This window comes from Sorangium sp. So ce204 (genome assembly GCF_051526795.1).
Classification (GTDB): Bacteria; Myxococcota_A; Polyangia; order Polyangiales; family Polyangiaceae; genus Sorangium; species Sorangium cellulosum_B.
This window is the reverse complement of sequence record NZ_CP150317.1, coordinates 12,006,439-12,024,123: the sequence shown is the minus strand read 5'-3', so window position 1 is coordinate 12,024,123 and position 17,685 is coordinate 12,006,439. Positions and strand designations below refer to the sequence as shown.

At 71.6% G+C, this 17,685-nt stretch carries 11 protein-coding genes and 1 pseudogene; 5 read left to right on the top strand and 7 right to left on the bottom strand.

What is annotated here, in order from left to right; genetic code table 11:
- Positions 1-787: 787 nt before the first annotated feature.
- The 3 genes and pseudogenes from WMF22_RS45460 to mxcH form a co-directional block, all read right to left on the bottom strand.
- Positions 788-1,738, bottom strand: a pseudogene (locus WMF22_RS45460) (PepSY-associated TM helix domain-containing protein); the annotation flags it as partial.
- A gap of 145 nt (positions 1,739-1,883) precedes the next feature.
- Complete coding sequence (locus WMF22_RS45455) at positions 1,884-3,164, bottom strand: hypothetical protein (protein WP_438033800.1); 1,281 nt, start codon at positions 3,162-3,164, stop codon at positions 1,884-1,886.
- A 54-nt stretch (positions 3,165-3,218) separates the two neighbouring features.
- On the bottom strand, positions 3,219-5,750 hold the full coding sequence (gene mxcH, locus WMF22_RS45450) for a TonB-dependent siderophore myxochelin receptor MxcH (protein ID WP_438033799.1): 2,532 nt from the start codon (positions 5,748-5,750) through the stop codon (positions 3,219-3,221).
- A 151-nt stretch (positions 5,751-5,901) separates the two neighbouring features.
- Between mxcH and WMF22_RS45445 the strand changes: the two genes are divergently transcribed.
- The 4 genes from WMF22_RS45445 (at position 5,902) to WMF22_RS45430 (ending at position 10,243) form a co-directional block, all read left to right on the top strand.
- Positions 5,902-6,138, top strand: a complete 237-nt coding sequence (locus tag WMF22_RS45445; protein ID WP_438033798.1) for a hypothetical protein — start codon at positions 5,902-5,904, stop codon at positions 6,136-6,138.
- 21 nt (positions 6,139-6,159) lie between these two features.
- Entirely contained in the window at positions 6,160-8,544 is a 2,385-nt protein-coding gene (locus WMF22_RS45440) for a penicillin acylase family protein (RefSeq protein ID WP_438033797.1), read from the top strand.
- Between the two features lie 44 nt (positions 8,545-8,588).
- On the top strand, positions 8,589-8,726 hold the full coding sequence (locus WMF22_RS45435) for a hypothetical protein (RefSeq protein ID WP_438033796.1): 138 nt from the start codon (positions 8,589-8,591) through the stop codon (positions 8,724-8,726).
- Positions 8,727-8,788: 62 nt separating this feature from the next.
- Positions 8,789-10,243, top strand: coding sequence for a diaminobutyrate--2-oxoglutarate transaminase (locus tag WMF22_RS45430; RefSeq protein WP_438033795.1), 1,455 nt, complete (start codon positions 8,789-8,791; stop codon positions 10,241-10,243).
- A 9-nt stretch (positions 10,244-10,252) separates the two neighbouring features.
- Here WMF22_RS45430 and WMF22_RS45425 read toward each other — a convergent pair whose 3' ends face one another.
- The 3 genes from WMF22_RS45425 to WMF22_RS45415 form a co-directional block, all read right to left on the bottom strand.
- Positions 10,253-11,665 carry a hypothetical protein gene (locus WMF22_RS45425; RefSeq protein WP_438033794.1) on the bottom strand — a complete coding sequence of 471 codons (1,413 nt, stop codon included), beginning with the start codon at positions 11,663-11,665 and terminating at the stop codon, positions 10,253-10,255.
- Between the two features lie 197 nt (positions 11,666-11,862).
- Positions 11,863-12,336, bottom strand: coding sequence for a nucleoside 2-deoxyribosyltransferase domain-containing protein (locus WMF22_RS45420; RefSeq protein WP_438033793.1), 474 nt, complete (start codon positions 12,334-12,336; stop codon positions 11,863-11,865).
- A 5-nt stretch (positions 12,337-12,341) separates the two neighbouring features.
- Positions 12,342-13,016 carry an RNA polymerase sigma factor gene (locus tag WMF22_RS45415; RefSeq protein ID WP_438033792.1) on the bottom strand — a complete coding sequence of 225 codons (675 nt, stop codon included), beginning with the start codon at positions 13,014-13,016 and terminating at the stop codon, positions 12,342-12,344.
- A 112-nt stretch (positions 13,017-13,128) separates the two neighbouring features.
- Here WMF22_RS45415 and WMF22_RS45410 point away from each other — a divergent pair, with 112 nt between their 5' ends.
- Positions 13,129-14,298, top strand: coding sequence for a hypothetical protein (locus WMF22_RS45410; protein WP_438033791.1), 1,170 nt, complete (start codon positions 13,129-13,131; stop codon positions 14,296-14,298).
- Between the two features lie 171 nt (positions 14,299-14,469).
- Here the strand turns inward: WMF22_RS45410 and WMF22_RS45405 are convergent, their stop codons facing one another.
- Positions 14,470-17,682 (bottom strand): efflux RND transporter permease subunit, encoded by a 3,213-nt coding sequence (locus WMF22_RS45405; protein WP_438033790.1) that lies wholly within the window; start codon positions 17,680-17,682, stop codon positions 14,470-14,472.
- Positions 17,683-17,685: the final 3 nt, after the last annotated feature.

The following is a 17,685-nucleotide window of genomic DNA, read 5'->3' as shown; positions in this document are numbered from 1 at the left end:
CAAAGAGGTTGTCGCCGTGCACAAAAGATCGTGCAGGGGGATGCCGGTAGCGACGGATCGCGAGGGGGCGGGACGGACGGCCCGGGAAGCGGGCTGACAGGCCCGTCCGTGAGCGGCGCGAACCGCGCGAGGCACACGCGCGCCAGGACGGCGAGCGGCAGGGTCCCGACGAGCGCCGCGAGCACGCGCAGCGCGGCGTCGAGCCGGGCGAGGCGGCGGCTGGCCATCGCCGCGCTCTCGCTCCTCGGAGCGCGCCATGGCCAGCCGCCGCCTCGCCCGGCGGCGCACGCCGCGCCATCAGGAGCCGCGCCTCGGGTCGCGAGGTCGCCCGGCGAAGCGCCCAGGCAGAGGCGCAGAGCGCCGCGGCCGCCAGCAGGAGCGCGACGTCGACGGCGACGACGGCTCCGAGCTTCGGCCCCGCGCCGAAGAGCCCCGCCTCCGACCAGCGCGCCGCGAGCGCGGGGACCGGCAGCAGCAAGAGCCCGGCGAGCCCGAGCTGGCGCGACCAGAGGCGCCCGCCGTCACGCGCGGCGAGCGCCCAGGCGATGCAGAGCACGAGCACCCCCAGGAACGTCAGCTCCTCGGCCGTCGCGCGCGCGCCCCAGTCGAGCGGGAACGCCCGGCTCACCAGGAACAGCGCCGCTGTCGCGACGACGGTCCCCGCGCCGAAGCCCACGGTGAGCCGCGCGAGGAGGCGGTTGCCGAGGCGCTCTTGCCGCGCCTCCCGTCGAGCGAGCCAGATCCAGTTGCCGGTGAGGATCGTGGCGCACGTCGCCAGGGCGAGCACGAAGAACAGGATACGAAGCGTGGTGCCGCCGAAATCAGCGTAATGGAGGCCGTAGATCCAGCGAAAGACGTCGCTGCGCGCGCCCTCGGCGCCCGGCGCGTCGAGCGAGAGGACCGCTCCGTCGATCGCCCGCAGCCGTATGCGCACGGCGCTACGCGTGAACGGCGCGCCCTCGATCGATCCGCGGACATCGACCGTTCCGCTGTCGAGGCCGTGGTGCCGGATATAGAGCCTCTCGGCCATGAGCCGGGGCTCCGCGGCGCGCGCGCGGGCCATGAGCTCATCCAGCGTCAGGCCACGAGCGGGCGCCCCGCGCTCCGGCTCGTCCGCGAAGGACGCCCCCCAGGCCGAGAGGTCCGCCCGCGCGGCGTCGCCGCCGAACACGGGGCCCGTGAACACCCCGACGAGCACCCCCAGGAACACGAAGAACGCGCCGGAGTACGCGTACAGGAGCTGAAACGGAAGGCCTATCACGCCAAGCACCTTGTGCATGTCCGACCACAGGACACGGCGCGTCTTGTCCGGCCGGAACTGATGAAGCTGCCGGACGATGTCCTTCAGGTGGATGAGCACGCCGGTCGCCAGCGCGAGCAGGAGCGCGACGCACAGGAGACCGGCCACATAGAACAGCCACACTCCTGTCGCTCGGTGCCAGAGGTAGTGCAGGTCGTAGAGGAAGTCGGACAGCCGCTCTCGCTCGGGCACGAGCCCCTCGTGGACCCACGCCGTGACCGCCTCGCCCTGCGCGTAGTAGAGCAGCCGCGCGGCGCCCAGCCCGCCTTCCGGCACGTCGAACCAGAGCTGCTCCGGCGTCGTCCCCGCGGCGGCGAGCCCCTCATCGAGCGTGGCCTCTAGCCCCACCTGCTCGACGGAGGAGCGCTGCTGGGTCAGCGGCTCCTCCCACACCTCGAGCTGCCTCCGGAAGAGCGTGATCCCCCCCGACAGGAACATCACATAGAGCAAGAGCCCACCGATCACACCGGCCCACGCGTGCACGTCCCAGAAGGTCGTGAAGGCATGGTGGGAGAGCTTCTTGGCCATCGCGAGTCACCCTGTCCCCTCGCGCGGAGCGCCGCGCGCCGCGCGCCGCGCGCGCTTATCTCACCTTCGCCAAACCGTGCAGGTACCCCAGCGTCTTCAGGCCGAGCTTCGGGCCGCCCTCGGCCGTGAGCTCGATCAGCGTGCTCTCCGTGGAGCCGCTCCCCTCATCGATCGTGAAGACCCGGCCGTCGACCTCGAAGAAGGAGACGTTCGCGGGCGAGGGGACCAGCTCCTCGACCGGCGCGGCCTCGTTCGTCGCGGTATCCCACCGCCACCAGTGCCACGCCGGCTGGCCCGTGACGCCAGACATCTTGGTCTCCTCCTCGATCGTGGCGAGCTCCGCGTCGAACACCCGGAGGAAGATGCCGTCCCCGCCCGCAGGGATGGGATCGCCCGCGAGCGCGCCGTCCGTCAGCGTGCTCAGGAGCAGCGCGAAGTCCGGATCGAAGGCGTCCGCGTCCTTCAGGATGCGCAGCGCGCAGGGCTCGGACTCCAGGCGCTCGAGGTGATGGTCCGCCGCGGCGAGCGCCGAGCTCACGAAGTAGGCGTCGCCAGAGGCCGTCTCGACGGGCTGCGTGATCCCGCCGCACCGATCGTCGACGTCGAACCGCACGACGGTGTCCGTCTCGGTGTCGATCGCGATGAGCCCTGTCTCCGGGAGGATGGTGTCCGTCGTCTTCCAGTCGAACCACCCCACCGAGACGAGCAGCGTCTTGCCGCGCAGGACAGACCCGTATCCGTACAGCGCCAGGTAGCCCTCGCGGTGCGTGTCCGGCAGCGGGATCGTCCCTTCCACCTCCATCGTCGTGGGGTTCCACACGACGATCTGCTCGCCCGCGCGATCCGGATGATAGGCCTTCGTCGGAGAGATGAGGTAATTCGTGGCCCAGAGGGACTGCACGCCGAAGGGCTGGAAGCTGAGCGAGTCTCCCTTGACGAGCGCGCCGCCCTCCAGCGTGTAACGCGAGATCGTCGGCGCCTGGGCCTCACCGATGCCGAACCAGCCCAGCCCCTCGAACGCGAAGAGCCGTGCCGATCCGGGGACCTCGAGCGCCTGGGACGGGTCGACCTCCGTGCCTGGCTCGATCGACGGCAGCACGTGAAAGTAAGAGTTGGTCGCGGTGTCGTCCCAGACACGCGTGGCGACGATGAACGCGTCGCCGTTGCTCTGTCCGCCGCCACCCCCGCCCTGACCGCCGCTGCCGCTCTGACCGGCGGGGTTCGACGTCTCGTCGTCGCCGCAGCCGCCGCCGAACACGCCGGTCAGGAGCACGAGCGCGAAGGCCGTCGCGCTCGTTCGGGTCGATGACCGCTGCTTCCGCTGAATCACACTCATCTGTGTCTCCATTCCGTCGTGCGAGCGAGACGGCTCACCTCGACATCGTCGTCATCACATCTCCAGCGTCGCCTTGGAGAACAACGTCCGCCTGGGTCGCTGGACACCGTAGAAATCGGAGGCCCGCTCGTTGGTGAGGTTGTGGGCCTCGATGGTGAAGCTCACCGTGCGCGGCTCATCGCGCGCGACGTAGGTGAGCGCGAGCGAGTGCAGGAGCTGCGAGTCCACCTTGGCCTTGGACTCGGGCTGCCCCCAGTTCTCGAAGCCGAGGTAGAACCCGTGCACGTAGCGCGTATCCCAGGTGAGCGAGATCGCGTCGCGCGGCGCGACGACCTCCTGGATCTGCACGCGCGCCGAGCCGTTGGCGAAGAGCCACGGCCGGTTCGGCATCCGTTCACCCTCGGAGCCAGCGAAGTTCCCTTCGTCGGACACCTTGCGAAAATCGTCATAGGTGATGTTGCCGTCGAGGGCGAGGTGCTCCCCCGGCGACGTCCAGCCGGCGGCGGCCTCGACGCCCAGCGACCGCGCCCCCGAGACGTGGATGTACTGGATCGACTCCGTGCGGTTGTTCAGCGCGATGAGCCGCGCGACCGCGCGGACGAAGCCGTTCGCGTCGAGCCGCCACGCGCCCCACGCGGTGTCGCGCGCGTCGATCGTGAAGCCGACGTTCCCGTTGTGGCTCGTCTCGGGCTTGAGCGCGAGGTTGGAGACGATCATCATCCCGTCGCCGAACACCTCGACGGGCCGCGGGAGCCGCGTCGTCCACTCGTACGACGCCTTGGCGTAGAGCCATTCGGAGAAGCGATAACGGAGGCCATCGCCGACGCCGAGGCGGTGGGTGTCGCGCTCCCGCTGGTCGAAGTACCCGTGCAGCCCCGGGAGGCGCCCCGTCATGCGGAGGAGCTGCACGTAGTCCTTCACGAAGGAGCTGTTCTCCAGGCGATCGTCGAACAGGTTGAGCTGATGCTCGACGCCGAGCACCAAGGTGAACAGGCTGTGCGCGCCCCTGAGCTGCTCGCGGGCGTCATTGTCCAGTCTGCGCTCTTCTACCGTGCGCGTGATGAACGTCGGAGACACGGAGAGCTGCAGCGCGTGCTCCGGGTGGGGCCGATAGCGGAGGTTCAGGCGGCCGAGGCCGCTGTGCTCCAGGAACACCCGATCCCGGGGGGACGTCTCGTCCTCGCCCGGATTGGGGCGCTTGCTGCGGCAGCGACCGAACCAGTCGTAGGTGCACTCGCTGACATCGAGGAAGGTGGCGCGCCCGTACGTGTACCCGACGAGCGCTTCGAGGGCGACGCCGCGGCCGAGCCCTTGCTCGTACTGGAGCGTCGCGCCCGGCGCGGTCTCGCCGTTCGTGACCTCGCCATAGGGCGTCTCCATGACGCCGAACCTGTGCTGATGCTCCTTGTCGTAATCGGTGACGTAGGCGCGCAGGAGCAGGCGCCGCGCCCAGGGCCGATTGACGAAGCCGACCTCGGCGCTGGCGCCCGCCGCCCGGTAGGCGTCGTGGAATCGGCGGACGCGGGTGAGCTCGGGGTCCCTGCGCCCGGTCTTGAAGTCCACCACATGGACATCCACCGGGTAGTCGTTCTTCGCGTAATCGAAGAAGCCGTTCACGCGGGTGAAGACGCCGCTCGGCTCGTGCAGGTGCCGCGCCGAGAGCGTGAGCCGGTGGGTGTCGTAGGAGCCGACCTCGTAGGACGCCGCGCCATGGGTGCCGCGGACGTCCCGATCCGTGACCAGGTTGACGGCCCCTCCCAGCGCGTCGGCGCCGAAGCGCACCGGGACCACGCCGCGGTAGAGCTCGACGCGCTCGACCAGGTTCACGGGCACGTTCGAGACGCCGAACGGGTACCCCGCGAGATCGAGCGGCACGCCGTCGATGAAGAAGCGGATCTGCTCATCCGTGAGGCCGTTCAGCGAGAAGCGCGCCCAGGAGCCGAGCCCCGCGCTCTTCCGCACGCCGACGCCCTGGGTGCGGGCGAGCACCTCGCCCAGGTCCGCGGTCCTCCGCTGCGCCTCCTCGGTCTCGATGACCGTGACCGCCTGCGCGGATTGCCGGAGGCGCTCGGCCATCGCGGCGCCGCGCACGGTCACCTCGGCGGGAGCAGCGCTGTTGGCCGGGTCGGACCCCGTGGCCGGCGCGGGCGTGGTCGCCGCCGTGCCCGTGGCCGCGCCTCCACCCGTCGCCGGGGAGGTGGGCTCGGCCGGGGGCACCTCGGGGAGCCGGAACGCGTAGCTGTAGAGGATCCGTGCAGCGACCGGCGTGCCGTCCCGGCGGGCCGGCGTGAAGCGGGACCGGAGCACCGCCGCGCGGGCGGCCTCGTCGAAGCCGTCGCCCAGCGGGCGCGTGACCTCGGCCTCGGTCACGCGCCCCGCCGCGTCGATCAGGAGCTTCAGCACGACCGTGCCCTCCCGTCGTGCCGCTCGGGCCGCCTGCGGGTACTCGGCCTCGGCGAGCTCGATCAGCTGCGGCGGCTCGATCCGGGGGCCTCCCGCGCCGGACGGTGAGCGATCGAGACCCGGCGAGCCAGCGACAGGCGCGCTCACGGTCGGCTCCCGGTCCCCCGCGGCGCGCTCGGGCATGCCTTCGTCCTGCGCGTGCGCTGGTGCCTGCAGGCCAAGCAGCAGGAAGGTCAACGCGCCAGCAAGCGGGCCTCGAAGCGCAAAAGGGCTCCGCGTCACCCCATCGACCTTTGACCTGGGCCGCGGGGGCCGAGAAACCGAGCGGGCGTCCATGGACAAGCTCGCCAGTAGCCATGTTGAAAACAAAAATCAATTTCGGCTTTCTGCCGAATTTCGCCTGTCTCGGGCGCGCCGCAATCGCCGCGCCATGGGCTCGCGGCAGGAGTTCCGTCGAGCGATTCCGTTCATTTCACTTGACTTGACCCGAGCAAAGGGACCACATGACGACCTTCCCGATATTGAAAGTTATGTTCATTTTCATTCATGGCGTACGATCTGCGACATGTAGGTCAGTAACGGAGCAGGAGGTATGAGGCGCGGCGTCCGATCGCTCCTCCTCTCGGCGCTCGCCTCGCTGACGATCGCCGGCTGCGCGGACGGGACCCAGGGCGCCGCCCGCGCCGCCCGCGCCGCGGCGCCGCGCGCCGGCGGCGGGGTGGCCGTGCCGGGCCTGGAGAGCGCGGCGACGGTCACGTCCGATCGCCTGGGGATCCCGACGATCCGCGCCGCCTCGCGGGAGGACGCCCTCCGCGCCCTCGGCGTCGTCACGGCGCGCGACCGGCTGTTCCAGCTCGACCTGCTCCGCCGGAGCAGCGGGGGGCGGCTCGCGGAGATCCTCGGGCGCGATCTGCTGGCGGCCGATACCCGGCAGCGGCTGTACGGCGTCCCGCGGGCCGCGTCGGCGATCCTCGCGCGCCTCCCGGAGCGCCAGCGCGCCGCGCTCGACGCGTACGCCGAGGGCGTCAACGCCTATCTCCGGAGCGCCGAGGCGCTGCCTGTCGAGTTCAAGGAGCTGGGCTATCGGCCCGAGCCGTGGCGGCCGGAGGACAGCGTCCTCGTGGTGCTGGGCATGTTCAACGCCCTCAGCGTCAGCGAGGAGCTGGAGCGGTCGCGCACGGTCCTGACACGCAGCCTCCCGAAGGGCGTGACGTCCTTCCTGCTCGAGGGCACCGACCCGTACACGCGATCGCTGCTCGGCGCCGAGGCGCCCGCGGCGCCGCCGCTGCCCGCCGAGGAGCTGCGCGCGCTGGTGGCCCAGAGCCGGAGCGCGGATGCGCGGCGCGGCGCCGTGCTCAGCGCGGCCTCCGGCGGGGCGCCGGTCGGCTCAAACGGCTGGGCGGTGGCCGGCCAGCGCACGAGCGACGGCCGCGCCCTGCTCGCGAACGACATGCACCTGGAGCTCGGCGTTCCCAACATCTGGTACCGCGCGGAGCTCCGCTACGGCGACAGCGAGGTCGCGGGCATCGTGCTGCCCGGCGTGCCCATGGTCATCGTGGGGACGAACCGCCACGTCGCCTGGGGGCTGACCAACCTCGACGGCGACGTGATGGATCTCGTCCAGATCGAGGCCCACCCCGGGCGTCCCGACGAATACCGGACGCCCTCGGGGTGGAGGCGGTTCGACGTCGCGGAGGAGACGATCAGGGTCCGCGGCGAGGCCGACGTCACCGTCGCGGCCCGAAGGACGCTCTGGGGGCCCGTCGCGCCGCGGCCGCTCCTCGGAGCGAAGGTCGCGATCCGCTGGACGGCGCTCGATCCCGGGGGGGTCGACCTCGGCCTCATCGACATGGATCGCGCCCGGACCGTCGAGGAGGCGATCGCCGTGATGAACGCCGCCGGTGGGCCCGGGTGCAACGTTTTGCTCGCCGACCGGCGCGGCCGCGTCGCGTGGACGGTGACGGGGCGCATGCCCCGGCGCCGCGGCCTCGACGGCTCGGTCAGCGTCTCCTGGGCAGACGGGCGCGCGGGCTGGGAGGGCTACCTGCCCCCCGCCGCGCTGCCGCGCATCGTGGATCCGCCGGCAGGGTTCGTGGTCAACGCCAACCACCGGATGCCGATCGGCGAGGGCGCGCTGGAGCTCGGCCGCGACTACGCGAACGGCTACCGCGCCTTCCGCATCACCGAGCGCCTGCGCGAGGCGCGAGCGGTCACCGAGGCCGACCTGCTCTCGCTGCAGCTCGACACGCGGGCCGAGTTCTACGGGTTCTACCGCGACCTCGCGCTGCGCGCGCTCACCGGAGAGGCCGTGGCGAGGCGGCCTCCGCTCGCCGAGGCGCGGCGCGCGGTGGCGGCGTGGGACGGCCGGGCGGACGCGTCGAGCGTGGGCCTGCCGCTCCTCGATCGGTTCCGGCGCGTCCTGGCGGGCGAGGTGTTCGCCGCGTGGCTCGGCGCGAGCCGCGCCGCGGAGCCGACCCTCGAGCTCGAGCTGTCCGACATCGACACGCCCTTGCAGCGCGCGCTCGACGCGCGATCGGCCGATCTCGTCCCGGCGCCGGAGGGCTGGGACGCCTTCGTCCTCGCGGCGCTGGAGAAGGCGATGACCGCGGTCAAGCAGGAGCACGGCGGGCGACCCGTCGACCAGATCGCGTGGGGCGCGGTGAGCCGGGTGCGGATCGCGCACCCGCTCGGCGTGACGCCGGAGCTCGCGGCGCGCCTCAACATGCCCGACGAGCCGCTCCCGGGGTGCAACGAGTGCGTGCGCCTGGTGAGCGACTCGTTCGCCGCCAGCGAGCGGCTCGTGGTCTCGCCAGGACACGAGGCGGAAGGGATCCTGCACATGCCGACCGGGCAATCGGGCGACCCGCGGTCGCCCCACTACCGCGATCAGCAGCGCGCCTGGGTCGACGGGCGCCCGCTGCCGCTCCTGGCAGGGCCGGCCGCGCACACGCTCACGCTCGTCCCCGAGCGCCCATGACGCGTTCACCCCACCTCGCAGCGCATCGCGAACGCAGGAGCCCCATGGCGAACGAGGAGCACGACGACAACACCGTTTACAAAGTCGCCGTGGACCGCGAGGCGCAGCGCTCGATCGGGCCCGAGCACCGGGAGAACCCCGAGCGCCGAGGCCATCGCGCGCCACGGGCCCTGAGGTCCTGAACCTCGATGAGCGCGCCCTGGAGCGCCGGAGCGGAGCAACCCTTCTCACCAGGGAGTACCCCATGAGTCTGTCTGCAGCTTCCAGTTTGCCCGTGTCGGACCCCGCGCCGGCGGCCTCCAGATCGTCCCTTCACGCGGGCCTCGCCGCGGAGCTCGGCGAGCGCCACCGGCGGCGCGCGCTGTACGAGCTCGGGGACAACCCCCTGCTCGAGCGGCAGCGGCAGCGCGAGTCGAACGCCCGCTCGTACCCGCGTCGCCTGCCGCTGGCGCTCTCGCGCGCGCAGGGCGTGTACGTGGAGGACGTCGAGGGGCGCGTGTTCCTCGATTGTCTGGCCGGGGCCGGCACCCTGGCGCTCGGGCACAACCACCCTCTGGTCACCGACGTCCTGGTGCGGACGCTGCACTCCGGTCTACCGCTCCACACGCTCGACCTCACCACGCCTGTCAAAGATCGCTTCACGCAGGACGTGCTCGGCGTGCTGCCGGTGCCCTTCGCCAACCAGGCGCGCATCCAGTTCTGCGGCCCCACGGGGGCGGACGCCGTGGAAGCCGCGCTGAAGCTTGTCAAGACCGCGACCGGGCGCGGCACGGTGCTGGCTTTTCAGGGCGCGTACCACGGCATGACGCAGGGCGCGCTCACCCTGATGGGCAATCTCGGGCCCAAGGCGGCGCTCGGCGCCAGCCTGAACGGTGTGCAGTTCCTGCCGTATCCGTACGAGTACCGCTGCCCGTTCGGGCTCGGCGGCGCCGCCGGCATCGCGGCCTCGCTCGCGTACATCGACAACCTGCTTTCCGATCCGGAGGGCGGCGTGCCCAAGCCCGCTGCGATCATCGTCGAGGCGGTGCAGGGCGAGGGGGGCATGATCCCGGCGCCGGTCGCCTGGCTGAAGGGGCTGCGGGAGCTGGCGACGCGCCATGACATCCCGCTGATCCTCGACGAGGTGCAGACGGGCTTCGGCCGCACGGGGCGCATGTTCGCGTTCGAGCACGCCGGCATCGAGCCGGACGTGCTTGTGCTGTCGAAGGCGCTTGGCGGCGGACTGCCGCTCTCGGTGGTCGTGTACCACGAGCGCTTCGACACCTGGCGTCCGGGCGCCCACGCCGGCACGTTCCGCGGCAACCAGCTCGCGATGGCGGCGGGCTCGGTCACGCTGTCGGTGCTGCGCGCGGAGCGCCTCGACGCGGCGGCCGCGGAGCTCGGCGCGCGGCTCACGGCGCAGCTCGCCGCGCTCGCCAGGGATCACGCGAGCATCGGCGACGTGCGCGGGCGCGGCCTGATGGTCGGCGTGGAGCTCGTGGACGCGGCGGCCGCGCCCGACGCGCTCGGGGCGCGCCCTGCCCACCGTGACCTCGCCGGGCGCGTGCAGCGCGAGTGCCTCCGGCGGGGGATGATCGTGGAGCTCGGCGGCCGCCACGGCAGCGTTGTGCGCTTCCTGCCGCCGCTCGTCATCACGGCGGCGCAGATCGACGAGGCGGCGAGGATCTTCGGTCAGGCGCTGGCGGCGGCTTCTCTGTAGCCGCCGCCGTCAGCGTCGCGCGCGGCCGAGGACGAACCGGCTGCTCGCTGGCTCCGCGTACGTCGTCCACACGAGCGCGGCGCCGTCGTCCGCCGGCGCGGCCGCGAGCCAGGACAGCCCTGCCGGCTCTCTCGAGAACGCATACCGAGGGACGGCGAGCGAGCCGTCGGCGTCCACGTGGAAGAGGCTGACCTGCGTCGCCTCCTCCTCGACGAGCGCCACGATGGCGCGGCCGTTCGACACGGTGATCGCGTGCTCCTGCGTGTCCTTCGCGGGGTCGCGCGTCGCGATCGTCACGGGGTCGCCGGCGAGGGCCGCCTGTCCGTCGAGCCAGCCGACCTCGAAGCGCTCGCCATGGAGCCACACGCCGCCGACCCGGCCTGCTCCGGCGGGCGCGAGCGCCACGTCACGGAGGCCGGCGAGCTCGCGCGCCGGGCCGACCTCCCCTGACGCGTCGATCGGCACGAGCACGGTCGCCCCCGCGTCCTCGCCGTCGTCCGTGAGCACCCCGGTGGACACGACGAACCCCGGATCCGCGAAGGCCGCCGCGGCCGTCTCGCCATGGGCCGTGTCGGCGACCGTCGCTTGCCATGTCGCCTCTCCGTCTTCGTCGAGCAGCTCGGCGACGATCTTCGCCGGCGCCCACGCGACGTTGGTGCTCGCATAAACGAGCAGCGGCGGCGCGCCGGGCCTCGCCGCGAGCACGGGATAGGCGGCGTTCTTGATCAGGCGCACAGCGATCTCGTCTCCGTCGGGATCGAGGCGGTAGAGCCACAGCTCAGGGTCGTCGCCCGCGCCGCCGACCGCCATGAGGAAGCCTCCGGGGCTGGGCGCGAGCGCCACCCGCAGCGCCGAGCGCGCGTCCACGCAGTCCCACTGGCGCTCCAGCTCGAGGCTCGTCGAGAAGCGGGCGAAGCGGACTTTGTCGTCGAAGCTCAGCCATGCAGCGGCGAGCCCCTGTTCGTCGCTCGCCATCGCGATGTCGCTGACGTTGTATCCATCGACGCGCGGGCGCGCGCACGCGAGCTGGTTCGGGGCCCCGAGGCACGAGTCGCAGTCACGGACGTCGATCGAGCAGGTATCGCTGCACGCGGTGCGGCCTCCCGCGTATCCGAGGGAGCTGCACGTCTCGCTGACGGCGCTGTCGCACGCCTCGGTCGCCTCGACGCACTGGGGGGCGTTGCCGTCGAGGCTCCAGCAGACATCACACGTATCCACCACACCATTGCCGCAGAACTTCGCATCGGTGTCGCACACCGGGTAGAGGTCGGGCGCGCTGCATGTCTCGGGGAACGGCTCGGCTTCGCCCGGGCCGCCGGGAGCGCCCGTGCCGCCGGAAGCGCCTGTGCCGCCTGGGTCTCTGTCGATTTCGACCGAGCCGCAGGCGCCGACCCCGAGCGCGGCCGCGAGCAAGGATGCCATTGCGCACAGATGGGTTCCGGTTCGCATGCTCGCGCCCATTGCAACGACCGAGCCGCGCCAGCGAAAGGAGCAGCGGAGCGCGCGAGCCCGGCGTTGCTCGGCTTCAATTCGGCTTCGGGCCGAGCGCGAGGCCCGCTTCATGGCCCATGATGGCCCATGATGAGCCACTTCGCGGCCCATCGTTCAGCTATGCAAACCTAACCGCCGCTGCTGCGCACGAGCGCCCCGCGCACCGCCCGCAGCCCATCAGGCAAGCTCGCATGGCGCGGGATCGCGTACCGCTCACACACGACATCCACGTTGCCCTTGCGCCAGAACCCCTCCGGACAGACGACATGCATCTTCCCGGAGCGCCCGAACAGGCCGAGCTCCAGCAAGCTGATCGGCGCCTTCGAGCCCGGCGCGAGGTACATCAAGATGACGTCCGCCTCCTCGAGCCCGCGGAGCTCCCATTGCACCTGCTCCACGAAGCTCGGGTTCTCGAGGCTCTGCGCCCAGCCCGGCTCCCACCGCTCCCGCCGCGGGTTGAGGATCACCACCTCGAGATCCGCGAGCTCCTCTGCGACGCGCGCCTGCCACAGCTCGGCCTGGCCGTTGTCGATGGATCCGGCGAGGAACAGCTTCGGACCCGCCAATCCGTCGAACGGCCGCGGCGCCAGCACCTCGATCATGGGGATCAGCCCGCTCCACCATGCCCGTGCCCGCAGCCTCGCTTCGGCTCGGGCTCACCCTTCGACGGCGGCGGGGGCACCGGGGCGCACGTGCAGTCGAGGCACCCGTGCTCCGCGCAGCTCCCGCACGACGCGACAACCTGCTTGCGGAGGGCCTCGCGGGCGCGGAAGAGGCGCACCGCCGCGTTGTTCGCGGTGATCGACGCCTCCTCGGCGAAGGCCTGCACCGAGAGGCCGTCGACCTCCACGCGCTGGATCGCGGCGGCGTACTCGGGCTTCAGCGTGCCGGCCAGCGCCCGGACGCACTGGCAGACGGCGCGGCGCTCGACCTCGGGCTCGGCCACCTCGTCGAGCTCGGCGGCCAGCGCGGCCATCGCCCGCTCCGACGCGCCCTTCCGGCGGAAATGGTCGACCACGGCGTTCCGGAGGGTCCGATAGAACCACGCCGTGGCCGACTCCTCGTCGCGCAGGCTGTCGATGCGCCCTATGCCCCGCACGAAGGCGTCCTGCAGGATGTCCTCGGCGATGGCGCGATTGCCCACCTTCCGTTCCAGGAAGCGCAGAAACTCGCGGTGACTCTCGACGAGCGCCGCGACCGCCCCCGCCGCCCGCGCGTCCTCGGCGCCTCCCCTCGCCTGCTCCGCGCCCTCCGGGCTTCGCTCTGGCTCGCGATCGCTCATGACGCACCAGGCTACCCACGAGGGCCGCCCTCCGCCACCGCGCCACGGCACAAAGCGATGGCCGGCGTGACCGGTCGGGTCAGAATGTCCTCCTCTTCACCGGGAGGCTTGAATGACGCTTCAGAGGGTGCTCGTCCTGGCCAGCGTGGGGCTCCTGCCGGCCTGCTCGGGGGCAGACGCCGATGCCCCGCTGTCGTCCGCGCCGCGCTGTAGCGCGTCGCCGGAGTGCGCCGCCACGCCCGACACGCCGCTGTGCGACCAGGCGCTCGGCGCGTGCGTCGAGCTGCCGCCGGGATCTGCGATCGGCGTGAAGGATGGCAGTCCGTCCTCGGTCGCGCTCGTGTCCGTCTTCGAGCCGAACCGGCAGCGCGAGCCGACCGACCTCGCCTTCAACCCGGAGCGGCCCGAGGAGCTCTGGGTCGTCAACCGCAAGGACGACAGCGTGATCATCATCACGAAGCCCGGCGCACCGGACGGCTCGTGGGTCCGCCTCCGCGACCCCGCCGCGGCGCACTTCATGGACCAGCCGCCCGCGATCGCCTTCGGCCACCCAGGCACGTTCGGCGTCTGCGGCGACAACGACAACGGCGGCAACTACTTCATGGGCCCGTCGCTCTTCTCCTCGGATCTCTCGATCTTCGCCACGGAGACGCCCGACGGCCTCGGGTCGCACCTCGACATGCTCCACTCGAGCTCCTTCTGCAAGGGCATCGCGCACGAGCAGGCCAACGTCTACTGGGTCTTCAACGGCAACGACAAGGCGCTCGACCGGTACGACTTCGCCCACGATCACGGCCCCGGCCACGACGATCACTCCGACGGCGAGATCTACCGCTATGCCGCCGGCGAGGTGCTCGGGGTCGAGGCCACGTCGAGCCATATCTTCTACAGCGCCAAGGAAGAGCGCCTCTACGTCGCCGACACAGGCCACAAGCGGCTGCTCAAGCTGGATCCGACGAGCGGCGTGCCCGGCGCGAGCTTCGACGGGCAAGAGCCGGTGAAGGTGCGCAGGCACATGGACGGCGCCACCCTCATCGAGTTCGTCCCCCCGGGGACGCTCGAGGCCCCGAGCGGCCTCGAGGTCCACGAGGGCCTCGTCTACGTCACGGATCACGCGACCAGCAGGATCTACGCCTTCGACACGGCGGGGCAGGTGGTCCGCACCCTGGACACGGGCCTGCCCGCGGGCTCGCTCGCGGGGATCACCTTCGGGCCGGACGGCAAGCTCTACCTCGTCGACACGCTGACGAGCCGGGTCTACCGCATCGATCCGATCCTCTGAGGCGGCCGCGCGGCGCCCCCAGGACACCGATCACGTTGAGCGAGCGAGAGATGAACCGCCAAGGCGCCAAGTACGCCAAGAACAAACACAATCTTGGCGCCCTTGGCGACTTGGCGGTTCGAAATTCTGCGCTTTTCAGGCAGTTTCCAACCCGTTTGTCGCTCTAGCCCATCATTCGCCGCCCGCCGGCGCGCTCGCTCCCGGCCCGCCGAGCAGCGCGTCGAGCTCGGCCTCGCCCTTGTCCTCCGCCGCCCTGCGCCGGCGGCGGCGGATCCACTCGGCCGCGTCGTCGAAGAGCGAGTAGGCCACCGGCACCGCGAGCAGCGTGAGGACCAGGGAGAGCGACTGGCCGCCGAGCACGATGGCCCCTGTCGTCCGGTTCTGGCCCGAGCCGACCCCGTGCGAGAGCACGAGCGGGATCATGCCGGCCACGAAGGCGATCGTCGTCATGAGGATCGGGCGGAGCCGGTCCTTGTTCGCCTGCAGGATCGCCTGGAGCCGCGGCATCCCCTCCGCGCGCAGATGGTTCGTGTGATCGATCTGGAGGATCGCGTTCTTCTTCACCACGCCGAAGAGGACGAGCAGCCCGAGCCCCGAGAAGAGGTTCAGCGACTGGCCGAAGAGCTTGAGCGAGAGCAGCGCGAACGGCACCGTGAGCGGCAGCGAGAGCAGGATCGTGATCGGGTGGAGCCACGACTCGAACTGCGCCGCGAGGATGAGGTACATGAACACGAACGCGAGCCCGATGACGACGACGAAGCTCGCCGCCGTGCTCGCCGTGTTCTTCGAGCTGCCCACGGGCTGCGCGGAGTAGCCCGCCGGCATCCGCTGCTCGGCGATGATCCTGTCGAGCGCCGCCTGCACCGCCGAGTCGCCGACGCCGGGGGCGGCGTTCGCGCTGATCGTGATCTGCCGGCGCCGGCCGAGGCGGCCGATCGACGAGGGGCCGCTGTCGGGCTCCATCGTGACCACGCTGTGGAGCGGGACGGCGCCGTGCTTGGACGACGGCACCGTGAGGAACGCGAGGCTCCCGGCGTCGGCGCGGTGCTGCGCGTCGGCGCGCACGCGGACGTCGTACTGCTCGCCGGCCTCCGAGTACGTCGACACCTTGAGCCCGCCGACGAAGAGCTGGAGCGCGCCGGCCACGTCGGCCACCTGGACGCCGAGATCCGCGGCGCGGTCGCGATCGATGACCGCGCGCAGCTCGGGCTTGCCCACGACGAGGCTGTTGTCGACGTCCACCGCGCCGGGGACCTTCCGCAGCTCCTCGGTGATGCGCGCCGCGTACTCGCCCAGCCGGTCGAGATCCGGCCCCTGGATCGCCACCTGGATCCTCGCCGACGACTGGCCGCCGGACGAGACCGCCTGCACCTCGCCGGCCGTGACGCGCAGCTCCTCCGGCAGCTTCGCGAGGATCTCCTCGCGCACCCGCTGCATGATCGCGAGCTGCCCGAGCGCGCGCTGCTCCGGGTCGACGAGCATCACGTAGACCTTGGCGACGTTCGCGGCCTGCTGCTCGCCCTCCCCCACCGTCAGGAGCGTCCGGGTGACGCCCGGGAGCCGGCGCACGTCGCCGGCGATCCGCTCGGCGATGAGGCGGGTCGAGGTGAGGCTCGTCCCCTCGGGCGCGCGCATGTTGATCTCGAACTGCGCCTGATCGTCCTCCGGGAGGAAGCCGGCGGGCAGCGTCTTCGCGATGGGCGCGCACGAGCCGAGCGCGACCGCCGAGGCGACGACGATCACCCAGCGGCGCTTCATCACCCACGAGAGCGCGGCCATGTAGGCGCGCTCGATCGGCCGGTAGAAGACGTCGACGGCGCGCTCGAGGACCGACCGCTTCGCGGGCGCGCCGTCACCTCCGTTGGGCGCGTCACGCGCGTCACGCGCGTCACGCCCACTGCGCGCGTGCCCCGAGAGCCACCGCGCGGCGAGCGAGGGCGTGAGGGAGAAGCTGACGATCAGCGAGACGCCGATCGCGAACGCCATCGTGAGGCCGAAGCTCTTGAGGAAGCGCCCCACGATCCCGGGCATGAACGCGACAGGGATGAAGACCGCCATGAGCGACAGCGTTGTCGCGAGCACCGCGAGGCCGATCTCCTTCGTCGCGAGCACCGCGGCCGGGAACGGCTTCATGCCCTTCTCATCGATGTAGCGGACGATGTTCTCGAGCACGACGATGGCGTCGTCGATGACGATGCCCACGGCGAGCGCGAGCGCGAGCAGCGTGAGGAAATTCAGCGTGAAGCCGGCGATCCACATCACCGCGAACGTGCCGACGACCGAGATCGGGATCGCGAGCGCCGCGATGAGCGTGCTGCGGGCGTTGCCGAGGAAGAGGAGCACCACCGCCGCGGCGAGGAGGGCGCCGAGGACGAGGTGCTCCTTCACGGCGGCGATGCCCGTGCGGATCACGCGCGAGCCGTCGCGCACGACCTCGATCTTCGTCCCCTCGGGCAGCGAGCGCTGCACCTCGTCGAGGCGCGCCTTCACGGCGTCGACGACGGCCACGGTGTTCTGGCCCGACTGCTTGACCACCGACAGGAGGACGGTGCGCCGCTCGTCGAGCTGCGCCCAGGTCTTCTCCTCCGCGCGGCCGTCCTCGACGCGGGCGACGTCCGAGAGGCGCACGGCGTGGCCGTCCTGCTCCCGGAGGACGATGCGGCCGAGGGCCTCGGGCGACTCGACGCGCCCCATCACGCGGAGCGTGAGGTCCTCGGGGCCGGTCTCGACGCTGCCGCCCGGCGTCATCAGGTTCTGCGCCGCGATCGCCCGCTGCACATCGGCCGCGGTGAGCCCCTGCGCCCGCAGGGCGATCGGGTCGAGCCAGACGTTGATCTGCCGGCTCTGCGCGCCGATCAGGCTGACCTGGCCGACGCCGGAGATGCTCTCGATCTGCCGGCGCACCCGCTTGTCGACGATCTCGCTGAGCTCGCGGATCGGCTGATCCGACGCCACGGAGACGAGCAGCACCGGGGCCGCGCCAAGGTCGATCCTGCTCACGATCGGCGGATCGATGCCCTTCGGCAGGCTGGGCAGGACGACGCTGATCTTGTCGCGCACCTCCTGGGCCGCGACGTCGGCGTCCTTCTCCAGCACGAAGCCGACGACGACCTGGCTCACGCCCTGGCTCGACGTCGAGCGCAGGTCCTCGATGCCGCTGATGGTGTTCACCGCGCCCTCGATCCGGTCGGAGATCTCGGCCTCGACCTCCTCGGGCGCCGCGCCGTCGAGGCGCGTCGTGATGACGACGTACGGGACGTCGATGTCCGGGAACTGGTCGAGGCCGAGCCGGGTGTAGCCGGCGACGCCGAGGACCACGATGACGAGCATGAGGACCGACGCGAAGACGGGCCTCTTGACGCAGACGCGAGCGAGCCACTGCATGAC